Source organism: Acinetobacter sp. YH12052, from assembly GCF_013419835.1.
GTDB classification, from domain to species: Bacteria; Pseudomonadota; Gammaproteobacteria; order Pseudomonadales; family Moraxellaceae; genus Acinetobacter; species Acinetobacter amyesii.
In genome coordinates, this window is sequence record NZ_VOZI01000010.1 from 40491 (window position 1) to 57834 (window position 17344).

Genomic DNA, 17344 nt, shown 5'->3' on the forward strand with positions numbered 1-17344 from the left:
TAAAGGGAGGCTGGGAGGGATTAAATCCAATCGGATGATTCTTTCATCCGTGGGTGAGATATATATTCAATTTCAGTCTTAATTTCTATTGATTTAACTTTTGAGATGCTTAGACCGTATCTTGAATCCTTATTCCATAAGAAATAAATTTTATTATTTCCCGATATAATTGAACTATCTATTCCCTCCTTAGTAGTCTCTGGAAACAAGATAATGTTATCAGCTGTAGGTAATTGCACTGACTTTAAGAAAATTCCTTGTACTTGTTCGCTAAACTTTACTCTTAAATACTCAAAAAAATATTGGCTTATTAAATAATCAAATCTACCACTTTCAAGCTTAGGCTTAGCAATATTCGCGATTAATTTTTTAAAAAATATATAAACATCCAATTTTTCCAAATATTTTTCATCTAAATGATGAGGATATAGCCCCTGTGCTAATTTATTCAGATTTAATAATTTTAGCTCTACCCTATTAGAAAATTGAGCAATACCAATATATTGCCCAACTAAAGCTCTAATTTCAGCTACACATGACATTTTATCTGTCGACAAATAAAGAGCTGAAATTCCAAAAGGTGTCATTCTTTGATCGCTAGCTAAGAATGATGGTACTAATCCAAATTTATCCCTAATATTCTTTGACATTTCTTCATTTTCTTCTTCATATTCAAATGATAAATTTTCTTCATTGATTTCTCTCATTAGAGCATTAAAACTATCAAAACTCCTACCACGATATAAAATCGTATTAGGTACGATAGTATTTACAAGTGATGACCTGATATTTCCATGATCCATTAAATATTCAAATGTATGATCTAAAAACTCCTTCAACTTTGAATTGAAAAATCTAAATTCGTGCTGAAAACTCTTTTGAATATTCCCCCATTCAATTTCTTTATCACAACCTTCATATTCTTCTAAGAAATCATCATAAATTACTAATAATTCATCACCAAATACCTTCTCTCCATCCTCGGCTAATTTTTCTGTGAGCTCATCACTAAACTCCAAACTCTCTATTAAATTATAAAAACTACTTACTCCGTCCTCATCATGACCTTCAAAAAACCATCCTGCTCTCCACGGCAAATCCCGTAAAAATCTATAATTTTTAGAAATTATCTCAAATAACTTATTTTTAAAAACCTCATAATCCAAATGCTGAGTTTCGATTTGACAAACATTACAAGGTTGAATTTCAAAATTTTCATTATCATATGTATATGGTGGTATATTTTTTTCAATACAGTTTTTACAAATCAACATTTTAGAAATCCAAATATTTTTATTAAAATCAAAAAATTATAAACAAAATCACTTCAATTTCTCAATACTCCTAACCATCCTTTGATAAAGAGGGATTTAGGGGATTCATTCCAACAAGATTTATATATCAAAAAATGTTTATTTTCTAACTCTTCAATCTAAAACCGCCCTTTTTTACACTTTTATGTCAGCAAACTTATCCCATTTCGATAATAATAAACTTTTTACATTCTCCCCTATAAATACAGATTGGTAGATCCATGAAAAAACTCATGAACGGTGCAGAAAACATCGTAATTGAAATGTGCAAAGGCTTTGTCCTTGCCCATCCAGAACTCGCATTTAACGAGTCACACAAAATCATTTCACGTAAAGAAAAACACAATAACGTGGCACTTATCAGTGGTGGTGGTAGCGGTCACGAACCTGCCCATGCAGGCTTTGTAGGCACAGGCATGTTAGACGCTGCTGTGTGCGGCGACGTATTTGCATCTCCGTCGCAAATTCAGGTTTATAAAGCCTTACAGCAAGTCGCGACTGACAAAGGCGTGCTGATGATCATCAAAAACTATTCTGGCGATATGATGAATTTCCAGAATGGCGCAGCCCTTGCAACTGAAGACGGCATTAAAGTTGACTATGTAAAAGTGGCAGATGACATTGCGGTTAAAGACAGCCTATATACAGTCGGTCGTCGTGGTGTTGCAGGCACAGTATTTGTACATAAGATTGCAGGCGCAGCAGCATCAAAAGGCTTAGAACTTGCAGACGTAAAAGCGATTGCTCAAAAAGCTGCGGACAACGTCATTAGCCTTGGTTTTGCTTATAGCTCATGTACTGTTCCAGCCAAAGGCACGCCAACCTTTACTTTGGCTGATGACGAAATGGAATATGGCGTCGGCATTCACGGTGAACCCGGCATCCGTCGTGAAAAAATCTTGCCATCCAAAAAAATGGCACAGCGCATCGTGGATGACCTGTTCCTTGACCGCCCAGACATGAAAGAAGTTGCAGTCTTGGTCAATAGCTTTGGTAGCACACCGCTGCAAGAGTTGTATGTCTTTAACCATGATGTATGCGAACACCTTGCACGTAAAGGCATCAAAATTTACCGCACATTTGTCGGCAACTATATGACCAGTATCGACATGAATGGTGCATCTGTGTCCTTACTTGCTGTCGATAATGAATTGAAAACTTACCTCGACGCAGCAGCCAACACCCCTGCATTTAAAATGGATGGTTCAGCAGCACAGCCTTTAACTTTTATATCCAAAGATGCTTCAGCCGAAGCTGTAGTAAACACACAAGTTGAAACACAGCCTGAACATGCGGTGATCAGCAATGAGCAATTCACCATCGAAAACATGCGCTATGTGGTGGATGTGATGTCTGCCTGCATCATTAGAAATGAAGTGCCATTCTGTGAACTAGACGCGCATGCAGGTGATGGCGACTTCGGTATGAGCGTGGCGAAAGGCTTTAAGCAATTAAAACGTGAATGGCAAAGTCTGATTCAAGCGCAGCAGATGGATGAATTCATGCTGAACTGCTCAATGATCATTATGGAACATTGTGGTGGCGCGTCTGGCCCAATCTGGGGTTCAGCATTCCGTGCGGCAGCGAAATCAATTCAAGGCAAATCAGTTTTAACTGTCGCTGATTTCGCAGAGATGCTGCAAGCTGCGGTCAAAGACATTCAAACCACTGGAGAGCGTTCATTTGGACGTGGTGCAGTAGTTGGCGATAAAACCCTGATTGATGCCTTAGTGCCATGTGCAGACTCTTGGTCTGCCCATACCGATAAATCGTTTAAAGAAAACTTTGTCCTTGGTGCAAAAGCGGCGGTTCAAGGCGCTGAGAAGACCAAAGAAATCGTGGCGCGTATGGGACGTGCAGGCACTGTGGGTGACCGCAGTCTTGGCTATCCAGATGCTGGCGCACATGGTTTAGGTGTAATCTTTACGGATATTGCAGAACATATTAAATAACTGAGCATCTTTAAAAATTGCCAGACCACATCAAAAGCATCGATTCGTCGGTGCTTTTTTTATGGCTATTTTAAAGCACTTTTTTCATCAAATATCTCATGCATACAATACCGTTAGCATGAAATCCATTTTCAAATAATGCTTAAAAATTAACACAATTGAGCTGCTTTATTGCCTAGCGCTTTGCTAAGTTAAAACATATAACGATAAAAAAGGATGAGACATGGATTTAGCCCAAATATTCATCCATGACACCACATGGACTTTTGCTGCCGAAGTGATTTTGCGTAGCGTCATTATGTTCGTTTTAATCATCGTATTCTTACGCCTAACAGGCAAACGCGGCGTACGTCAGTTATCCATCTTTGAAGTTGCCATCCTCCTTGCTTTGGGTTCTATTGCAGGCGACCCAATGTTTGAAGAGGAGCTCCCCCTCCTGCAAGCTCTCATTGTGATGACGGTGGTAATTGGTTTATACCGAGTAATCACTTGGCTCATGATGAAATACCAACCCTTTGAAGATTTAATTGAAGGCAAAGCCCTCTACATTGTTGAAGATGGTGAATTGGTTTTAGAAAAGATTAAACAAGGTAAAATGTCACATGATGAATTCTTCTCTGAAATGCGTCAGCAAAATGTGGAGCATCTTGGACAAGTTCGAGTTGGTTTATTAGAAAGTGATGGAAAATTTAGTATTTTGTTTTACCCACCTGAACAAGTGCGTTATGGACTGCCACTATTTCCGAAACCCTATAAAGCGGTTCGAGATATCAAAATGCATCATCTCTATGCCTGTACGCATTGCGGTAAAACTATGTATATCCATGGCGCACAAGATGTTTGCCCACGATGTGGATGCTGTGATTGGGCGGAGGCAATCAATACTCAACGTCTCGCTTAAATTAGTATTCTCCTCATCAACCGGAACTAAAAGAGCTCAAAACCGCATTTCCGCTACAACACTCTAATAAAAGCCCTTTGAAATAATTTGTCATGTATTTGCACTACAGAATAACCAACTCAATGAACAAAATGACCCAATGATAGGCAAATTTTAAAGCTGTGTTCTTCTCAACTTTCATTTCATTTGCACAATAATAACCGCTCACCGTAATATCTGCGAGTAAACTCAAATACATGCCCAAATTTCTCGCATTCCGATGAAAATTCAAAAAATATTCAATGCCCTGAATTAATCCCTTTTTGGCGCTATAAAATTAAATAAGTTTCAAACATATTCACTTTTCAGCCTTTTCCATTTAAGAATCATTTAGTTAATTTTCTCTTGTAAATATTGATGCGCATCTTTTTGGTGCACTTTTAAGCTTTAAATGCAAGTCTTTGCTTTATATCGAGTCTTATGTATTTTTAAGTTTTTTTAATCAAAATTTCCCTAGCGCCAATCTCTTTTCCATTTTTTTTCGCTCGATATACTGAAGTTCTTTTCGTGAACTAGCGCACTAAACTGGAACACCTTATGCAAAATATAGATCTCCTCTTTCTCCTTCTTGGTGCAGTATTGGTTCTTGCCATGCATGCTGGCTTTGCATTTTTAGAATTAGGTACAGTACGACATAAAAATCAGGTCAATGCGCTGAGTAAAATTTTGACTGACTTTTCTATTTCCGCAATTGTATACTTTTTTGTGGGTTATTACATCTCTTATGGTCAGCACTTTTTCCATATTGGGGACACTTTAGCAGCCGATCATGGCTACAACTTAATGCGTTGTTTCTTCCTGCTGACTTTTGCCGCAGCCATTCCAGCGATTATTTCAGGTGGTATTGCTGAACGTGCAAAAATGCGGACTCAAGCGATTGCCACATTATTATTGGTCGCTTTGGTCTATCCATTCTTTGAAGGCATGGCATGGAATGGTAATTTTGGGCTACAAGCATGGTTAGAACGCACATTTGGCGCAGCATTTCATGATTTTGCAGGTTCGGTCGTGGTACATGCGATGGGCGGTTGGATCGCTTTAGCTGCAATACTTTTACTTGGCGCACGTCATGGACGCTATAAAAAAGACGGTCGTATCAGCGCGCACCCGCCTTCAAGTATTCCATTCCTTGCCTTAGGTTCTTGGATTTTAATCGTCGGTTGGTTTGGCTTTAACGTGATGAGTGCACAACGTTTGGATGCCATTTCAGGACTGGTTGCGATTAACTCTCTCATGGCAATGGTGGGTGGCACGCTTGCAGCAAACTTTATGGGTAAAAATGACCCCGGTTTCTTACATAATGGTCCCTTAGCAGGTTTGGTTGCAATCTGTGCAGGCTCAGATGTAGTTCATCCTGTCGGTGCGTTAATTATCGGCGCTATCGCAGGTCTGATCTTTGTCAAACTATTTACATACACTCAAAACAAACTCAAAGTCGATGATGTACTTGGCGTATGGCCACTACACGGTGTCTGTGGTGCTTTCGGTGGTATTGCAGTGGGTGTATTTGGACAAAAATGGTTGGGCGGTTTAGGCGGTATTTCAATGATCTCTCAATGTATCGGCACGCTACTCGCAATCTTGATTGCATTGGCAGGTGGATTCATCGTTTATGGTCTACTCAAAGTCACAATGGGCATTCGCTTAGATCAAGAAGAAGAATTCCGTGGTGCAGACTTAAGTATTCACCGTATTTCGGCAAACTCTGAAGAAAACATGTTCTAAACAGCACAATCTAAAGCGGCATTTATGCCGCTTTTTTTACCCTGAACTTCGCTTAAAGCTTGAGTTTAAATCACCTTATTTTAGAAAATCTAAGACCTGATCCAAATGCTGAATTTTATTGGGAATGCTGTGCTGTTGTTCTGCACTTAAAGCATGAAAGCCTTCAAGCAAAACGGCAGACATCCCTGCTTGGCTCGCACCATAAATATCATTGACAGGATGATCACCAATAAATAAACACTCGGTTTCAGCCACGCCCAATTCACGACAACTATGCTGAAATATTTCAACTTTGGGCTTACTGATCCCGGCACTTTCCGAGCTGATGATCTGATCAAAATACGATGCAAAACCTAGTCCATTTAAAATGTTCAGTCGTGTGGCATGTCCACCATTCGACACCACCGCCAATTTATACTGCTGTTGTTTTAGTTGCTGCAGCAAGCTCAATGCCCCAGGCATCGCCACGGCAAACTGACCGAAGTACTGAAACCAAAATTTTGTGAGCTCATCAAAATCGGGTTGATGTATCCAATTCAGCTCCGTTTGTAGAGCATAAGCGACAGATGCCCCAATACTCGGATGAGTAAGGAGTTCTTTTTTCGGATATCCCCCATTATCTATACGGTTAATAATACGTTTAATCTGTACAAGGTCTACCTCCACCAGCGTCGACTGATAAGACTTGGCTAAATACTGCGTATACGCCTGAACGCTGTGATCTCGGTGAGTCAAAGTATTATCTAAATCAAAAAGGACTGCACGTATGCTCATAAATCTTTATTACTGAGTTTTCAAAAACTTTAACACAATGCCCGTTTTGCTTTATGCACCTTCTTCACTATCGATATCGATACAGTTCAAATAGCCGATTAAGTCTGATTTAAGCTTCGTGGTTTCAAATAGCAGCATTCAAACAAAATAATTTCAGCACATCACACGACTTATGCTCTCAAACCGTTCCTTTTTATTACGACAAGCCCTGCTGCTCACGCTCAGTATGATTGGCCTACTTTATTTTTTCCCCGTTGGTGGTTCGCTCGACCAAGCTTTTATTCAGCCTTGGGTCGACCTACATGGTAGTTTTCCTCATCGTAATGATTGGGCACTTGCTGTGCTGAACCATCGCTATATCAAGAATATCGTCATAGGCGTTTATGTTCTCTATATCGCAGCATGGATATGCAGTTTTAAATATCCTCATCTAAAAGCACGCAAGTTTGAATTTGGTTATTTTATCGTAGTGGCTCTACTCAGCACGGCAATCATTGGGTTGCTCAAATCACAATCTGCACATGCCTGCCCTTGGAATATGACAGTCGCTACAGCCCATGGCTTTTCTTGGGATTTTTCAGCACGCCAAGGACACTGTTTTCCCGGTGGTCATGCTGCAACTGGTTTTGCCCTAATCACTGGATATTTTGTTTATCGAATACATCGACCTGCCCGTGCCTACTTCTTTTTATCTGCAGGGCTGATTTTAGGCTTTGCTTTTGGCTGGGCGCAAATGATGCGGGGTGCGCATTTTCTGAGTCATAACCTTTGGACCGTATGGATCATTTGGGCATTTAATTGTGTCATGTATGTGCTGTTTTCTCGCCATTTCACTGCATCGACTACGCAGCAAAACAGCAAACCTTTTACATGGATCTAATTAAGTCCCTGAATTGAGCTTGATCTGAAAATGATTGAGTCACTCATGATTCACTAAATGGGATCTGTAAACTCACTTTCAGACCACCCAATGTTTCACTTTTAGAAAATTTCAAATCCGCACCGATATGTTTTGCGGCTTTATCCACGATCGCTAGCCCTAAACCACTTCCAATTTCTTCATGATTATAAATTCGATAAAAGCGTTTTCGAATTTGCTCATATAAAGCTGGGTCGATGCCAGGCCCACTATCTTCAACCTGTACAACCGCCTGCCCCGCATGTTCAAAGACGGAGACATTAATCATGCCCTGTGCAGGGGTATATTTAATGGCATTATCAATCAAATTAAAAATGATTGAATGTACCGTTGGCTCAAGACTATATAAGGCAATGCTTTGTTGTTGCTCCATGCCAAGGTCAATATCTTTTTGCATCGCCAAATGTACCAGTTGCTCCACGCAATTGGTTGCGACTTGCTTAAGATCAAAATGTTGTTTGCGCTCAAGTTCAAAGACCGAGGCATCTTGTTTTGCCAAACTCAATAATTGACTGACCAAATGCTGAATACGAATTAAACCTTTACTCAAATTTTGTAGAGCGTCATCTTGTGGAAATTTTTGTAGCAAAATCTGCATTTGCAAATTCAGTACTGTAATCGGGGTCCGTAACTCATGCGCTGCGTCAGCAATAAACTGGCGCTGTTCCTGCTGTGACAATGAAATTCGTTCAAACAACTGGTTCATTTCAATAATAGTCGGTGCAATTTCCTCTGGATACGGCATTTGAGAGATTGGAGAAAGTTCAAAGGCATCCCGTTTTGCCAGTTCTTTTTTAAATTTTTCCAGTGGGTTTAAACTGCGTTGAATCAACCATCCCAAAGCGAATAATGCAAAAGGTATAAAAACCAAATAGGGAATAAACATGCTACTGGCCAATTCAGCAGCAAGATGCTGCCGAACCGACTCTTGCTGACTGACCTGAATTTGCCGATCTGCGAGTGGCAAAATATAGGTATGCCACTCATCCTGTTGGGTACTGTGGGTATAAAAACCGGCTTTGGGCTGAGGCGCGACCAATAATTTTAATTGATGAGTTTGATGCGCATTGGATTGATAGGTCCACACATCAACAAATAAATCTTCTTCATGATAATGCTTATGTTGATCAAATTCGCTGCGAATAGGCTGCGGATCATGCTCTGCAACACGTTCCGCCAAATTTTGCATTTGCGCATCTAAAATTTCATTAATTTCTTCAAGTGCAATTCGATAAGCTGAAAACACCAAAAGACAGCCCAAAAGCATACTGAAAACAGACACATAAATAATTAGTCTCTTTTTCAGAGAATAAGGCTGCTGCATGGTCGATAATTCCTTTGCCTTAACCGAGTCGATAACCTAAACCACGAATGGTGCGAATAAAATCTTTGTCTAATTTTGTTCTGAGATGATGCACATACACTTCAATGGTATTACTGCTGATATCACTATCAAAATCATAAAGCTTATCTTCTAAATTGGCTTTTGAAAAAATCTTATTCGGATGCGTCACCAGTGGAATCAATATCGCCCATTCACGGTTTGATAAATCAACATATTGCCCCTTATAGCGTGCAAGATGCTGTTCGATATCTAAAATCAATTCACCATGTTTTAAAATTTTCAGTGGTGCTTCGACTGAACTCAGCCCTGTGCGTCGAAGGAGTGCATGAATCCGTGCAAGTAATTCATCAAACTCATAAGGCTTAATCAGATAGTCATCTGCCCCATGGTTTAATCCATCTACACGATTTTGTAATTGATCACGTGCCGAGATGATTAATACCGGCAATTTGGGCTGCATTTGACGAATTTGTTTCAGGACTTGCATACCATCCATCATCGGCAAACCCAGATCTAGCAAGACGATATCAATTCCCCCTTGCATTATGAGCTTTAAGCCATCGATACCATTATTCACCCACTCGACTTCAAACTGTTGATAGTTCAACAAAGTTTTAGTCGATTCGGCAATCATGAAATCATCTTCAATAATAAGTATTTTGTGCATGGCTTAAGTCCTGCGCTGTACTGAAGTACATTGTTGCAACATATTGTTTTTTTCATCAATCACTTGAGTCTGCACATCGAGCAAACTCAATAGCGATGGAAATAGATTATCCTGACTTAATTTTTGGCTTTTTTGTGCCATTAAACAAGTATATTGCGCTGAATTATTTTTTTGCCACGCCGGTGAATACCACATCAACATCGGCACATGAGTTTGCTGTGACGGTGCAATTGCGTATGGAGAACCGTGTAAATACAAACCATGCTCACCTGTCGACTCGCCATGATCGGACAAATACCACAGTCCTGTTTGATAATTGTCAGTCACTTTTAAGGTGTTAATCAATTCACTCAGCACATGGTCGGTATAGATAATACTGTTGTCATAACTATTTATTAATTCTATAGAGCTACATCCCTGTATGGCATTGCTATTACAGGTTGGCTTAAATTTTTGAAACGCTGCGGTACTTCGTTTGAAATAAGCAGGGCCATGACTGCCCATTTGGTGTAATACAATCAAACGGGGAGTTGGATCTGCTTTGGGGATCGAAGCCAAATATGCCTTCAAACCATCCACTAAGATTTCATCATGACATTCGCCATCGGCATCACACCACTTTTTCTTCAGCGCTTCAGGAAATTCATATTTTTCAACACGTGTGCATGTGCCCTTACAGCCTGAATTATTATCTAGCCACGTCACCTTATAGCCTGCACGCTGTGCAATATCGAGTAAACCTTCGCGATGACTTGCAAGCTGTTCATCATATTCGGTTCTCGGCATACCCGAGAACATACAAGGAACAGACACAGCGGTTGCGGTGCCACATGAGCTGACTTGGCTAAAATTGATAATATTTTGCTGACTGAGTTCAGGATTGGTATTTTTAGCATAACCATTGAGTGAAAAACTTTCCGCGCGCGCAGTTTCACCAACCACTAAGACCATCAATTTTGGTAAGCTTTTGGCGCTTACGTTTTCAACCATATGTGCATCTTCACCATAGTTCAGCAATGGCAAATTCTGTTTCGGTGCTTTTTTGTGATAATAGGAAAATGTCGAAGCGATACTGTTTTGTGGTGAGAGCATGCCTTTTAAGTCACGATGCTCACGAAAGATCGCAGCATAATCGACAAAATAAACAAACAGCAAAGCACCCAAAAGGATGAGCGATAGCACTATATGTAGACCCTTTTTGGCTACGACCGTGCTTAGGGCTTCTTTATGCAGTGGCAAAAGCCAGATCAATAGCACTGGCAAAATAACCAGTCCAAAGACCCAGATAAAAAATTGTAGCGAGATTAAATCCTGCACTTCCTTTACATCTGTTTGCATCATGTTCTGCACTTGGTCAGATGTAATGGTCACGCCTAAACTATTGACGAAATAGGCACTCAAGCCACCAATGATCAGCAAAACACTCGCCAAAAGTTTTGAATTCCATCGCCATTGCAGGAGTTGCATCAGCACATTATAAAGTGCCACTACCACCAGTACGGTTGCCGCTAAAAATAGTCCGGCCTTCAGCCCCGTATAAGGTGTGAGCTGCTGGATTTGCTGATAAAACGCGAGGTTCAAAACCACCCCAAGCCATAAGGCAAGCACGAGGTTAAATTGACTTAAACTAAGTCTTGGAATTTTTTGCTGTATTTTAGCTATGACCTGAAGCATATTGGCATCAATTATTGATCTTTGATGCCCTAATCTAAAAATTCAAACTTAAAAATCACTTAAAACTGATCAAAACCAAGCAAGAAAAATCAAAAAAGGCGATGTAAAACATCGCCTTTTGAACAACTTAAATCAAAGTTTTAGAATTTAAATTCTAGACCTGTACCTAGAACAGGTTGTTCACTTTCATTCGAACCTTTTTCAAGTGCTAAGTAACCTGCATAACCATAAGCTTTCACTTGTTTGCTAAATGCATAATCCGCACCTGCAATGAATTGCTGAGCTTCGTAATCCTCACCTGCTTTATAAGTCGTGGTATTTTGACTATATTGTGCTTTTACTGTCCAAGCTTTTGCAGAAGGTAGATTGTATTCTGCGCCGACTAACCAACCTTGAGCATCATCAATATTTGCTGCTGCAACATCATTACCTTTAGCAGCCTCAACCTCTGATGTTTGATACAGTGCTTTGAGTGCCAAACCACCCTCAAGATTTACACGACCAATCGCACGAACGGTATTTGCAGCAGCAAATGCTTTTGTACCTGCAACTTCAGGACTTTCAGCATTTAAGATCCCTACACCACCAAAGTTCGATGGAATGGCTTTGTCATAGGCTAAACCTGCAACAACAACGGGGCTGTCATAGACAACAGACGCCGACCAAGCATCGCCAAGACCACGACCTGCAGTTTTTACTACACCTTTATCACTCTTGATTCCTGAAGACTCACCTGTTGCAAGCAATGCATTAACTTTAATTGCACCTTCAGCAATTTTAAATGCTGGTGATTCATAGACAACAACGTTATCTACACGGTTTTCACCCGTCATGATGCCTGTAACATCAGCACGGTTACCCACGTAGTTATTGAATGTATCAACTGGACTAGACAATTGTTTTAATGGTGTATCGTGTGCACCGACTTTCAATGTCCCAAGTTTCGCATCTTTCAAACCAACGAAGCGGTTACGCTTAGACCAGTCATCGCCTTCGCCGTCTGAGTTAAATGCCCATTCAATTGCATAAACTGCGCTTAAACGGTCAGTCAGTTTTTCATCGCCCTTTAAACCCAAGAAAGAACTGTTTGAACTGATTTCAACGACATCTTTATCTGAAACACCCGTTTTATTATCTTCAGGTAAATAATCAACTGACGCATCAATTTCACCGTAGAAGGTTGGTGCTGCAAAGGTTGACCCAGCCAAAAGGCTCAATGCGATAGCCGCTGCTAACTTAGTTTTCATCAAAAATTTTCCTTAAATTATTTTGTAACAGATATTACACACGCGAAACATATTACAAAATTATTAAAATAATATTTGCATTGCTCTTTTAGTGCTTTAGCTGATAAAAAACAACCAAAATCATGATTTAGAAGTGATTTTGGTCATTTTTTGATGCTTTTCCCCAAAATAGAATCGGGACTAAGCTCAATGCAGCCAAACCTGTGATCCAAAATAAATAAGTGCTATAACCCAACTGATCGGCCACTATGCCACTGATGCTATACAGCCCCCCACTCACCGTAGCCATAATGGCAACCTGAAATGTAAAGTCCGTTGCTGCAAATGCTTTACGACTATATTGCATCACCAAAGTCAGCATGATCACGAGCAGCATGGCTGAAATCATGTCTTCGGCAGCATTGATCCCATAGATCAGCCATTCATGGACGGGCCGTTTTGCCTCGAACTGCAAAGCCAGCCATGCATAGGCCAATAAACTGAATATTTTCAATACCGAATAGAAAACCAAGGCTTGCGCCCGAGAAATATACTTCAAGCTAAGACCAGCAAGCCCTGCCCCAATTAAAGCAGCCACTGCACCTAGCATGGTGACATACAGACCAATTTGACTAAAACTCAATCCTAAATCGACCATCAGTGGCTTAAGTAAAGGACCTGCTAGACCATCTGCAAGCTTAAAACTCAATAAAATCATCAGCCACAGTGTGAGAGTTTTAGTTTGAGTAAAATAAGTCAGATACTGGCGAATGGCGTAGAACAAGCCTGAAGTATGTTTATGGTTGTTATCATGCTCTTGAGAGGATTTTATATTGAGCTGTGGCTTTGAAGGTTCTCGATAGAGAAAAATAGGAATCGTATTCATGAACACCAATGCCGCTAAAAACAGAAAGGTGGCTTGCCAATCCAACCAATCCAAGGCCCAAAGTACAGCACCACCGCCCACGATAAAGCCGAGTCTTGAACCAATCACCTGAAAGGTATTGCCCCAGTGCTGTTGGTCAGTTTTTAAAATATTGACGGCCAAGCCATCGGTTGCGACATCTTGAGTTGCACCGACCAAATTCATACTGAGTAAAGCCACAAAAAACAGCAGCAAATACATTGGTTCATTCAAGCTTTGGATCGGCAAAAAAGACAGGAAGACCAAGACCACCACGGACAACAACTGCATTGGAATAATCCAACTCCGATAGTGCCCTTTGGACCTTGAACCATGCCGATCAATCCACGGTGCCCAGAAAACTTTGATCGACCATGGCAGCATGAGTAATCCAAAACCACCAATATGCGCCAAAGATACACCTTGCGCTCTTAAAATCACTGGTAAAGCATGCGTCATAAAACCGACAGGTAACCCTTGCGCCCAATATAAGGAAAACAGTAAAAGATAGAGCTGACGAAGCTGGATCATAAGTTCCTAAATGTTGAATGCGCTGAAGTTACATTTAGAGTAGTCAAAATACGGCTATTTTGCCAATGATCTAAAAAAATCATCGACCTAAGATAAAGGTCAATACTGATGCCGTATTTTTAAAGTGCATCACGTCGAAAATGGATTTCACTTATATAAGAATATGCAATGAATCAAAAGACTCAATTATTTCCAGTTTTGCCCGATCAAGTTCCATCACGCGGCTCCCCCCTGAGCCGCGCTATTTTTAAAAAACTTTTTTTGGCACAAGGATGGAAATTTGACGGCGAATTTCCCAACCTTGCCAAAGCTGTAGCGATCATTTCTCCGCATACTTCTAATATAGATGCATGGCATGGTTTTCTCGCCTTGCTTGGAATCGGGATAAAAATAACCATTTTTGGTAAAAACACCCTTTTTGATACCCCCTTAAAACCACTTTTGGATTGGGTCGGCGTGATCCCTGTGCAGCGTGAAAATCCACATGGACTGACGCGTGAAATTACTGAAATTGTCCAAGCGACAGATCAAATTTGGATTGGAATGGCACCTGAGGGAACACGAAAAAAAGCCGATAAAATCCGCAGTGGTTTTTACTATATTGCCTATGAAGCACAGATACCTATTGTGATGTTTAGCTTTGATTATGCAAAGAAAACCATTCATTGCTTGGGTGTTTTTGAACCCAGTGGAGATTTTGAAACTGATCTCGAAAAAATTTTGAAGATTTATGATGGAAAATTTTCCCCAAAAAATCCCGAATGGTTGGCCTTGCCGTTACAAAAGCACTGGAAAAAGCCCTAGTCAAATGGCTCTTTTTTTGATGTGATGTGTACTTTGTATATTTAACCATCAGATTTCACCAATGAAACTTTTGCAATACCTGATTCCTAGCCTCTTTGTATTGGCACTCACTGGCTGTGATTCTGCAACCAAAACGCCTGCAACCACGACACCTACACCTGCCAAAGCACGTGAACCTGTGATCGCGATTGCGCTCGGTGGTGGCGGTGCCAAAGGTTTTGCTCATATTGGCGTGCTTAAAGTACTCGAATCACATGGTATTAAACCTAAGATTGTGACTGGGACCAGTGCGGGTAGTTTTGTCGGCAGCTTGTATGCTAGTGGAAAAACGCCTTATCAAATGCAGCAATTGGCCCTGAACTTTAAAGAGTCTGATATTCGTGATTTAACCTTAAATAGCCAAGGCATTATTCAAGGGCAAAAACTGCAAGACTTTGTTAATAAAAACGTCGGCAATAAATCGATTGAACAATTTCCAAAACGCTTTGTTGCTGTAGCCACCCGTTTGGATAATGGCAGTAAAACTGAATTTAACCGTGGTAATGCCGGCCAAGCGGTACGTGCATCGTGCAGCATTCCGAATGTATTTGTACCTGCAACCATTGCAGGAGTGAAATATGTCGATGGTGGCTTAGTCAGCCCAATTCCAGTGAAAACCGCACGTGATATGGGTGCAGATATCGTGATTGCGGTGGATATTTCTGCGCGCCCTGATGGTAGCAAAGCCGTAAGCATGTTTGGTTTACTCGATCAAACCATTAACATCATGGGACAACAAAGTATTAATGAAGAACTGAAAAATGCTAATTTCGTGATTCAACCTAAAGTGGGACATATCGGCACACTCGATTTGAAGTCGAGCAATGCGACGATTTTAGAAGGTGAAAAAGCCGCACAACTCAAAGTGAATAGCATTATTAAGGCGATCGATAACTTTAAACAGTCCCCTGCGGCCTTTAAACCAGCACCAAAAGCGAAAATATAATTCAACGATTTTTTTTATATTCATTGAGTTATACATCTGCTACATTGATATAGATACTGGTTCATCTATATCAATTCACCCTTATATAAGAGTAGATGTATGGAATTTATTTTAGAACCTTGGCACTGGTTTGTATTGGGCGTCGCTTTGATGCTTTTTGAACTAATTTTGCCGTCTTTTGCTGCGCTATGGTTTGGCGTTTCTGCAATTTTGGTTGGGATCTTATATTGGATCTTTCCATCCATGGACTTTAATGTCCAAATTGTGGTTTGGATTATTTTTGCCGTGCTCTGCACATTTTTGTGGTTCAAATTTATTAAGCCTTTATCCATTGATAAAACCAAAGCAGGTCTGTCCCGTGAAGCGACGATTGGCCAAGTGGGTATGGTGATTCAAACCCAGCTCAATCATGGCAGCGTTAAAGTTCGCTTCCCGATGCCTGTTTTAGGTTCAGACGAATGGCATTGCCGTACCCAAGATGCACTTCAAGTCGGCGACCGTGTTCGCGTGACCGATATTTTAGGCAATGATTTAGTCGTCCAACTGCACAGCAGCAGCAACCACCCCACTGACAATCCATAAATAAGTGAGAAATGACATGTCTGGTGTTTCTATTGTTTTTTTAGCGCTCTTAGTTTTTGTAGCCGTCACCATTTTTAAAGGTGTCCGTATTGTTCCCCAAGGTTATAAATGGATTGTTCAGCGTTTAGGTAAATACCATACAACGCTCAATCCGGGGCTGAACTTTGTGATTCCGTATGTCGATGAAGTGGCTTATAAAGTCACAACCAAAGATATCGTGTTAGATATTCCCTCTCAGGAAGTGATCACACGTGACAATGCGGTACTGCTGATGAATGCTGTGGCTTATATCAACTTAACCACGCCTGAAAAAGCAGTTTATGGTATTGAAAACTACACATGGGCGATTCAAAACTTAGTTCAAACCTCTTTGCGGTCTATTGTTGGTGAAATGGACCTCGATGATGCACTGTCATCGCGTGATCATATTAAGGCTAAACTTAAAGCTGCTATTTCTGACGATATCTCTGACTGGGGTATTACGCTTAAAACTGTAGAAATTCAAGATATTAAACCTTCTCATACCATGCAAGCTGCGATGGAAGAGCAAGCGGCCGCTGAACGTCAACGTCGTGCGACAGTGACCAAGGCAGACGGTGAAAAACAAGCGGCTATTTTAGAAGCGGATGGTCGTTTGGAAGCCTCTCGTCGTGATGCAGAAGCTCAAGTGGTACTGGCAGAATCTTCACAGCGTGCAATTGAAATGGTGAGTTCAGCCGTCGGCGATAAAGAAATTCCAGTTGCGTACTTACTGGGTGAACAATACGTCAAAGCCATGCAAGATATGGCTAAATCTAATAATGCCAAAACTGTGGTATTACCTGCGGATGTACTGAATACGATTCGTGGTGTGATGGGACGTAATAACTAAATCTTCACATTAATAAAAATGGGTCGTGACATACGGCCCATTTTTATGCCCAAAACAAAAAAGAAGGCAAAGTTTGTCAATTTATGTTTAAATTTCACGTTATTTTTTTGACGTTTTAGGACTTATCGTTCG

Annotated in this window: 15 protein-coding genes; 8 read left to right on the forward strand and 7 right to left on the reverse strand. The window is 40.6% G+C overall.

From position 1 onward, the window contains the following. Positions 1–20 precede the first annotated feature (20 nt). Positions 21–1274, reverse strand: a complete 1254-nt coding sequence (locus tag FTU06_RS08985; RefSeq protein ID WP_180146130.1) for an RES domain-containing protein — start codon at positions 1272–1274, stop codon at positions 21–23. A 260-nt stretch (positions 1275–1534) separates the two neighbouring features. On the opposite strand from FTU06_RS08985, the gene dhaK reads away from it, so the two are divergent. The 3 genes from dhaK to FTU06_RS09000 all read left to right on the forward strand — a co-directional run bounded on the left by dhaK (position 1535) and on the right by FTU06_RS09000 (position 5930). Beyond that, the gene (gene dhaK, locus FTU06_RS08990) at positions 1535–3265 is read left to right on the forward strand and encodes a dihydroxyacetone kinase subunit DhaK (protein WP_180146133.1); all 1731 of its coding nucleotides are present in this window, start codon (positions 1535–1537) and stop codon (positions 3263–3265) included. Between the two features lie 223 nt (positions 3266–3488). Further along, entirely contained in the window at positions 3489–4166 is a 678-nt protein-coding gene (locus FTU06_RS08995; protein WP_180007438.1) for a DUF421 domain-containing protein, read from the forward strand. Positions 4167–4742: 576 nt separating this feature from the next. Further along, positions 4743–5930 (forward strand): ammonium transporter, encoded by a 1188-nt coding sequence (locus tag FTU06_RS09000; RefSeq protein WP_180146137.1) that lies wholly within the window; start codon positions 4743–4745, stop codon positions 5928–5930. A 75-nt stretch (positions 5931–6005) separates the two neighbouring features. Here FTU06_RS09000 and FTU06_RS09005 read toward each other — a convergent pair whose 3' ends face one another. Next, the gene (locus tag FTU06_RS09005; RefSeq protein WP_180146139.1) at positions 6006–6704 is read right to left on the reverse strand and encodes an HAD family hydrolase; all 699 of its coding nucleotides are present in this window, start codon (positions 6702–6704) and stop codon (positions 6006–6008) included. Positions 6705–6876: 172 nt separating this feature from the next. Between FTU06_RS09005 and FTU06_RS09010 the strand changes: the two genes are divergently transcribed. Beyond that, a complete protein-coding gene (locus FTU06_RS09010) occupies positions 6877–7584 on the forward strand; it encodes a phosphatase PAP2 family protein (RefSeq protein WP_180051090.1) in 708 nt (235 codons plus the stop codon). A 43-nt stretch (positions 7585–7627) separates the two neighbouring features. Here FTU06_RS09010 and FTU06_RS09015 read toward each other — a convergent pair whose 3' ends face one another. The 5 genes from FTU06_RS09015 to FTU06_RS09035 all read right to left on the reverse strand — a co-directional run bounded on the left by FTU06_RS09015 (position 7628) and on the right by FTU06_RS09035 (position 13970). Next, entirely contained in the window at positions 7628–8947 is a 1320-nt protein-coding gene (locus tag FTU06_RS09015; RefSeq protein WP_180146142.1) for an ATP-binding protein, read from the reverse strand. Between the two features lie 19 nt (positions 8948–8966). Beyond that, entirely contained in the window at positions 8967–9635 is a 669-nt protein-coding gene (locus FTU06_RS09020; RefSeq protein ID WP_180146145.1) for a response regulator transcription factor, read from the reverse strand. Positions 9636–9638: 3 nt separating this feature from the next. After that, positions 9639–11309, reverse strand: coding sequence for a phosphoethanolamine transferase (locus FTU06_RS09025; protein WP_180146148.1), 1671 nt, complete (start codon positions 11307–11309; stop codon positions 9639–9641). 140 nt (positions 11310–11449) lie between these two features. After that, complete coding sequence (locus tag FTU06_RS09030; RefSeq protein WP_180146150.1) at positions 11450–12556, reverse strand: porin; 1107 nt, start codon at positions 12554–12556, stop codon at positions 11450–11452. Positions 12557–12683: 127 nt separating this feature from the next. After that, positions 12684–13970, reverse strand: coding sequence for an MFS transporter (locus FTU06_RS09035; RefSeq protein WP_180026491.1), 1287 nt, complete (start codon positions 13968–13970; stop codon positions 12684–12686). Positions 13971–14138: 168 nt separating this feature from the next. Between FTU06_RS09035 and FTU06_RS09040 the strand changes: the two genes are divergently transcribed. From FTU06_RS09040 to FTU06_RS09055, 4 genes are all read left to right on the forward strand, one after another. Beyond that, a complete protein-coding gene (locus FTU06_RS09040) occupies positions 14139–14774 on the forward strand; it encodes a 1-acyl-sn-glycerol-3-phosphate acyltransferase (RefSeq protein ID WP_180146153.1) in 636 nt (211 codons plus the stop codon). A 61-nt stretch (positions 14775–14835) separates the two neighbouring features. Continuing rightward, the gene (locus FTU06_RS09045) at positions 14836–15759 is read left to right on the forward strand and encodes a patatin-like phospholipase family protein (protein ID WP_180108924.1); all 924 of its coding nucleotides are present in this window, start codon (positions 14836–14838) and stop codon (positions 15757–15759) included. A gap of 99 nt (positions 15760–15858) precedes the next feature. Then, on the forward strand, positions 15859–16341 hold the full coding sequence (locus FTU06_RS09050) for an NfeD family protein (RefSeq protein WP_180024071.1): 483 nt from the start codon (positions 15859–15861) through the stop codon (positions 16339–16341). Between the two features lie 16 nt (positions 16342–16357). Beyond that, positions 16358–17212 (forward strand): SPFH domain-containing protein, encoded by an 855-nt coding sequence (locus tag FTU06_RS09055; protein ID WP_078189969.1) that lies wholly within the window; start codon positions 16358–16360, stop codon positions 17210–17212. Positions 17213–17344: the final 132 nt, after the last annotated feature.

Bases quoted from the DNA above. Each gene is read 5' to 3' on its own strand.
- FTU06_RS09040 (WP_180146153.1), top strand. From the start codon at position 14,139: ATGAATCAAAAGACTCAATTATTTCCAGTTTTGCCCGATCAAGTTCCA.
- FTU06_RS09005 (WP_180146139.1), bottom strand. From the start codon at position 6,704: ATGAGCATACGTGCAGTCCTTTTTGATTTAGATAATACTTTGACTCAC.
- FTU06_RS09020 (WP_180146145.1), bottom strand. From the start codon at position 9,635: ATGCACAAAATACTTATTATTGAAGATGATTTCATGATTGCCGAATCG.
- FTU06_RS09010 (WP_180051090.1), top strand. From the start codon at position 6,877: ATGCTCTCAAACCGTTCCTTTTTATTACGACAAGCCCTGCTGCTCACG.
- FTU06_RS08985 (WP_180146130.1), bottom strand. From the start codon at position 1,274: ATGTTGATTTGTAAAAACTGTATTGAAAAAAATATACCACCATATACA.
- FTU06_RS09030 (WP_180146150.1), bottom strand. From the start codon at position 12,556: ATGAAAACTAAGTTAGCAGCGGCTATCGCATTGAGCCTTTTGGCTGGG.
- FTU06_RS08995 (WP_180007438.1), top strand. From the start codon at position 3,489: ATGGATTTAGCCCAAATATTCATCCATGACACCACATGGACTTTTGCT.
- FTU06_RS09000 (WP_180146137.1), top strand. From the start codon at position 4,743: ATGCAAAATATAGATCTCCTCTTTCTCCTTCTTGGTGCAGTATTGGTT.
- FTU06_RS09025 (WP_180146148.1), bottom strand. From the start codon at position 11,309: ATGCTTCAGGTCATAGCTAAAATACAGCAAAAAATTCCAAGACTTAGT.
- FTU06_RS09055 (WP_078189969.1), top strand. From the start codon at position 16,358: ATGTCTGGTGTTTCTATTGTTTTTTTAGCGCTCTTAGTTTTTGTAGCC.
- FTU06_RS09045 (WP_180108924.1), top strand. From the start codon at position 14,836: ATGAAACTTTTGCAATACCTGATTCCTAGCCTCTTTGTATTGGCACTC.
- FTU06_RS09035 (WP_180026491.1), bottom strand. From the start codon at position 13,970: ATGATCCAGCTTCGTCAGCTCTATCTTTTACTGTTTTCCTTATATTGG.
- FTU06_RS09050 (WP_180024071.1), top strand. From the start codon at position 15,859: ATGGAATTTATTTTAGAACCTTGGCACTGGTTTGTATTGGGCGTCGCT.
- FTU06_RS09015 (WP_180146142.1), bottom strand. From the start codon at position 8,947: ATGCAGCAGCCTTATTCTCTGAAAAAGAGACTAATTATTTATGTGTCT.
- dhaK (WP_180146133.1), top strand. From the start codon at position 1,535: ATGAAAAAACTCATGAACGGTGCAGAAAACATCGTAATTGAAATGTGC.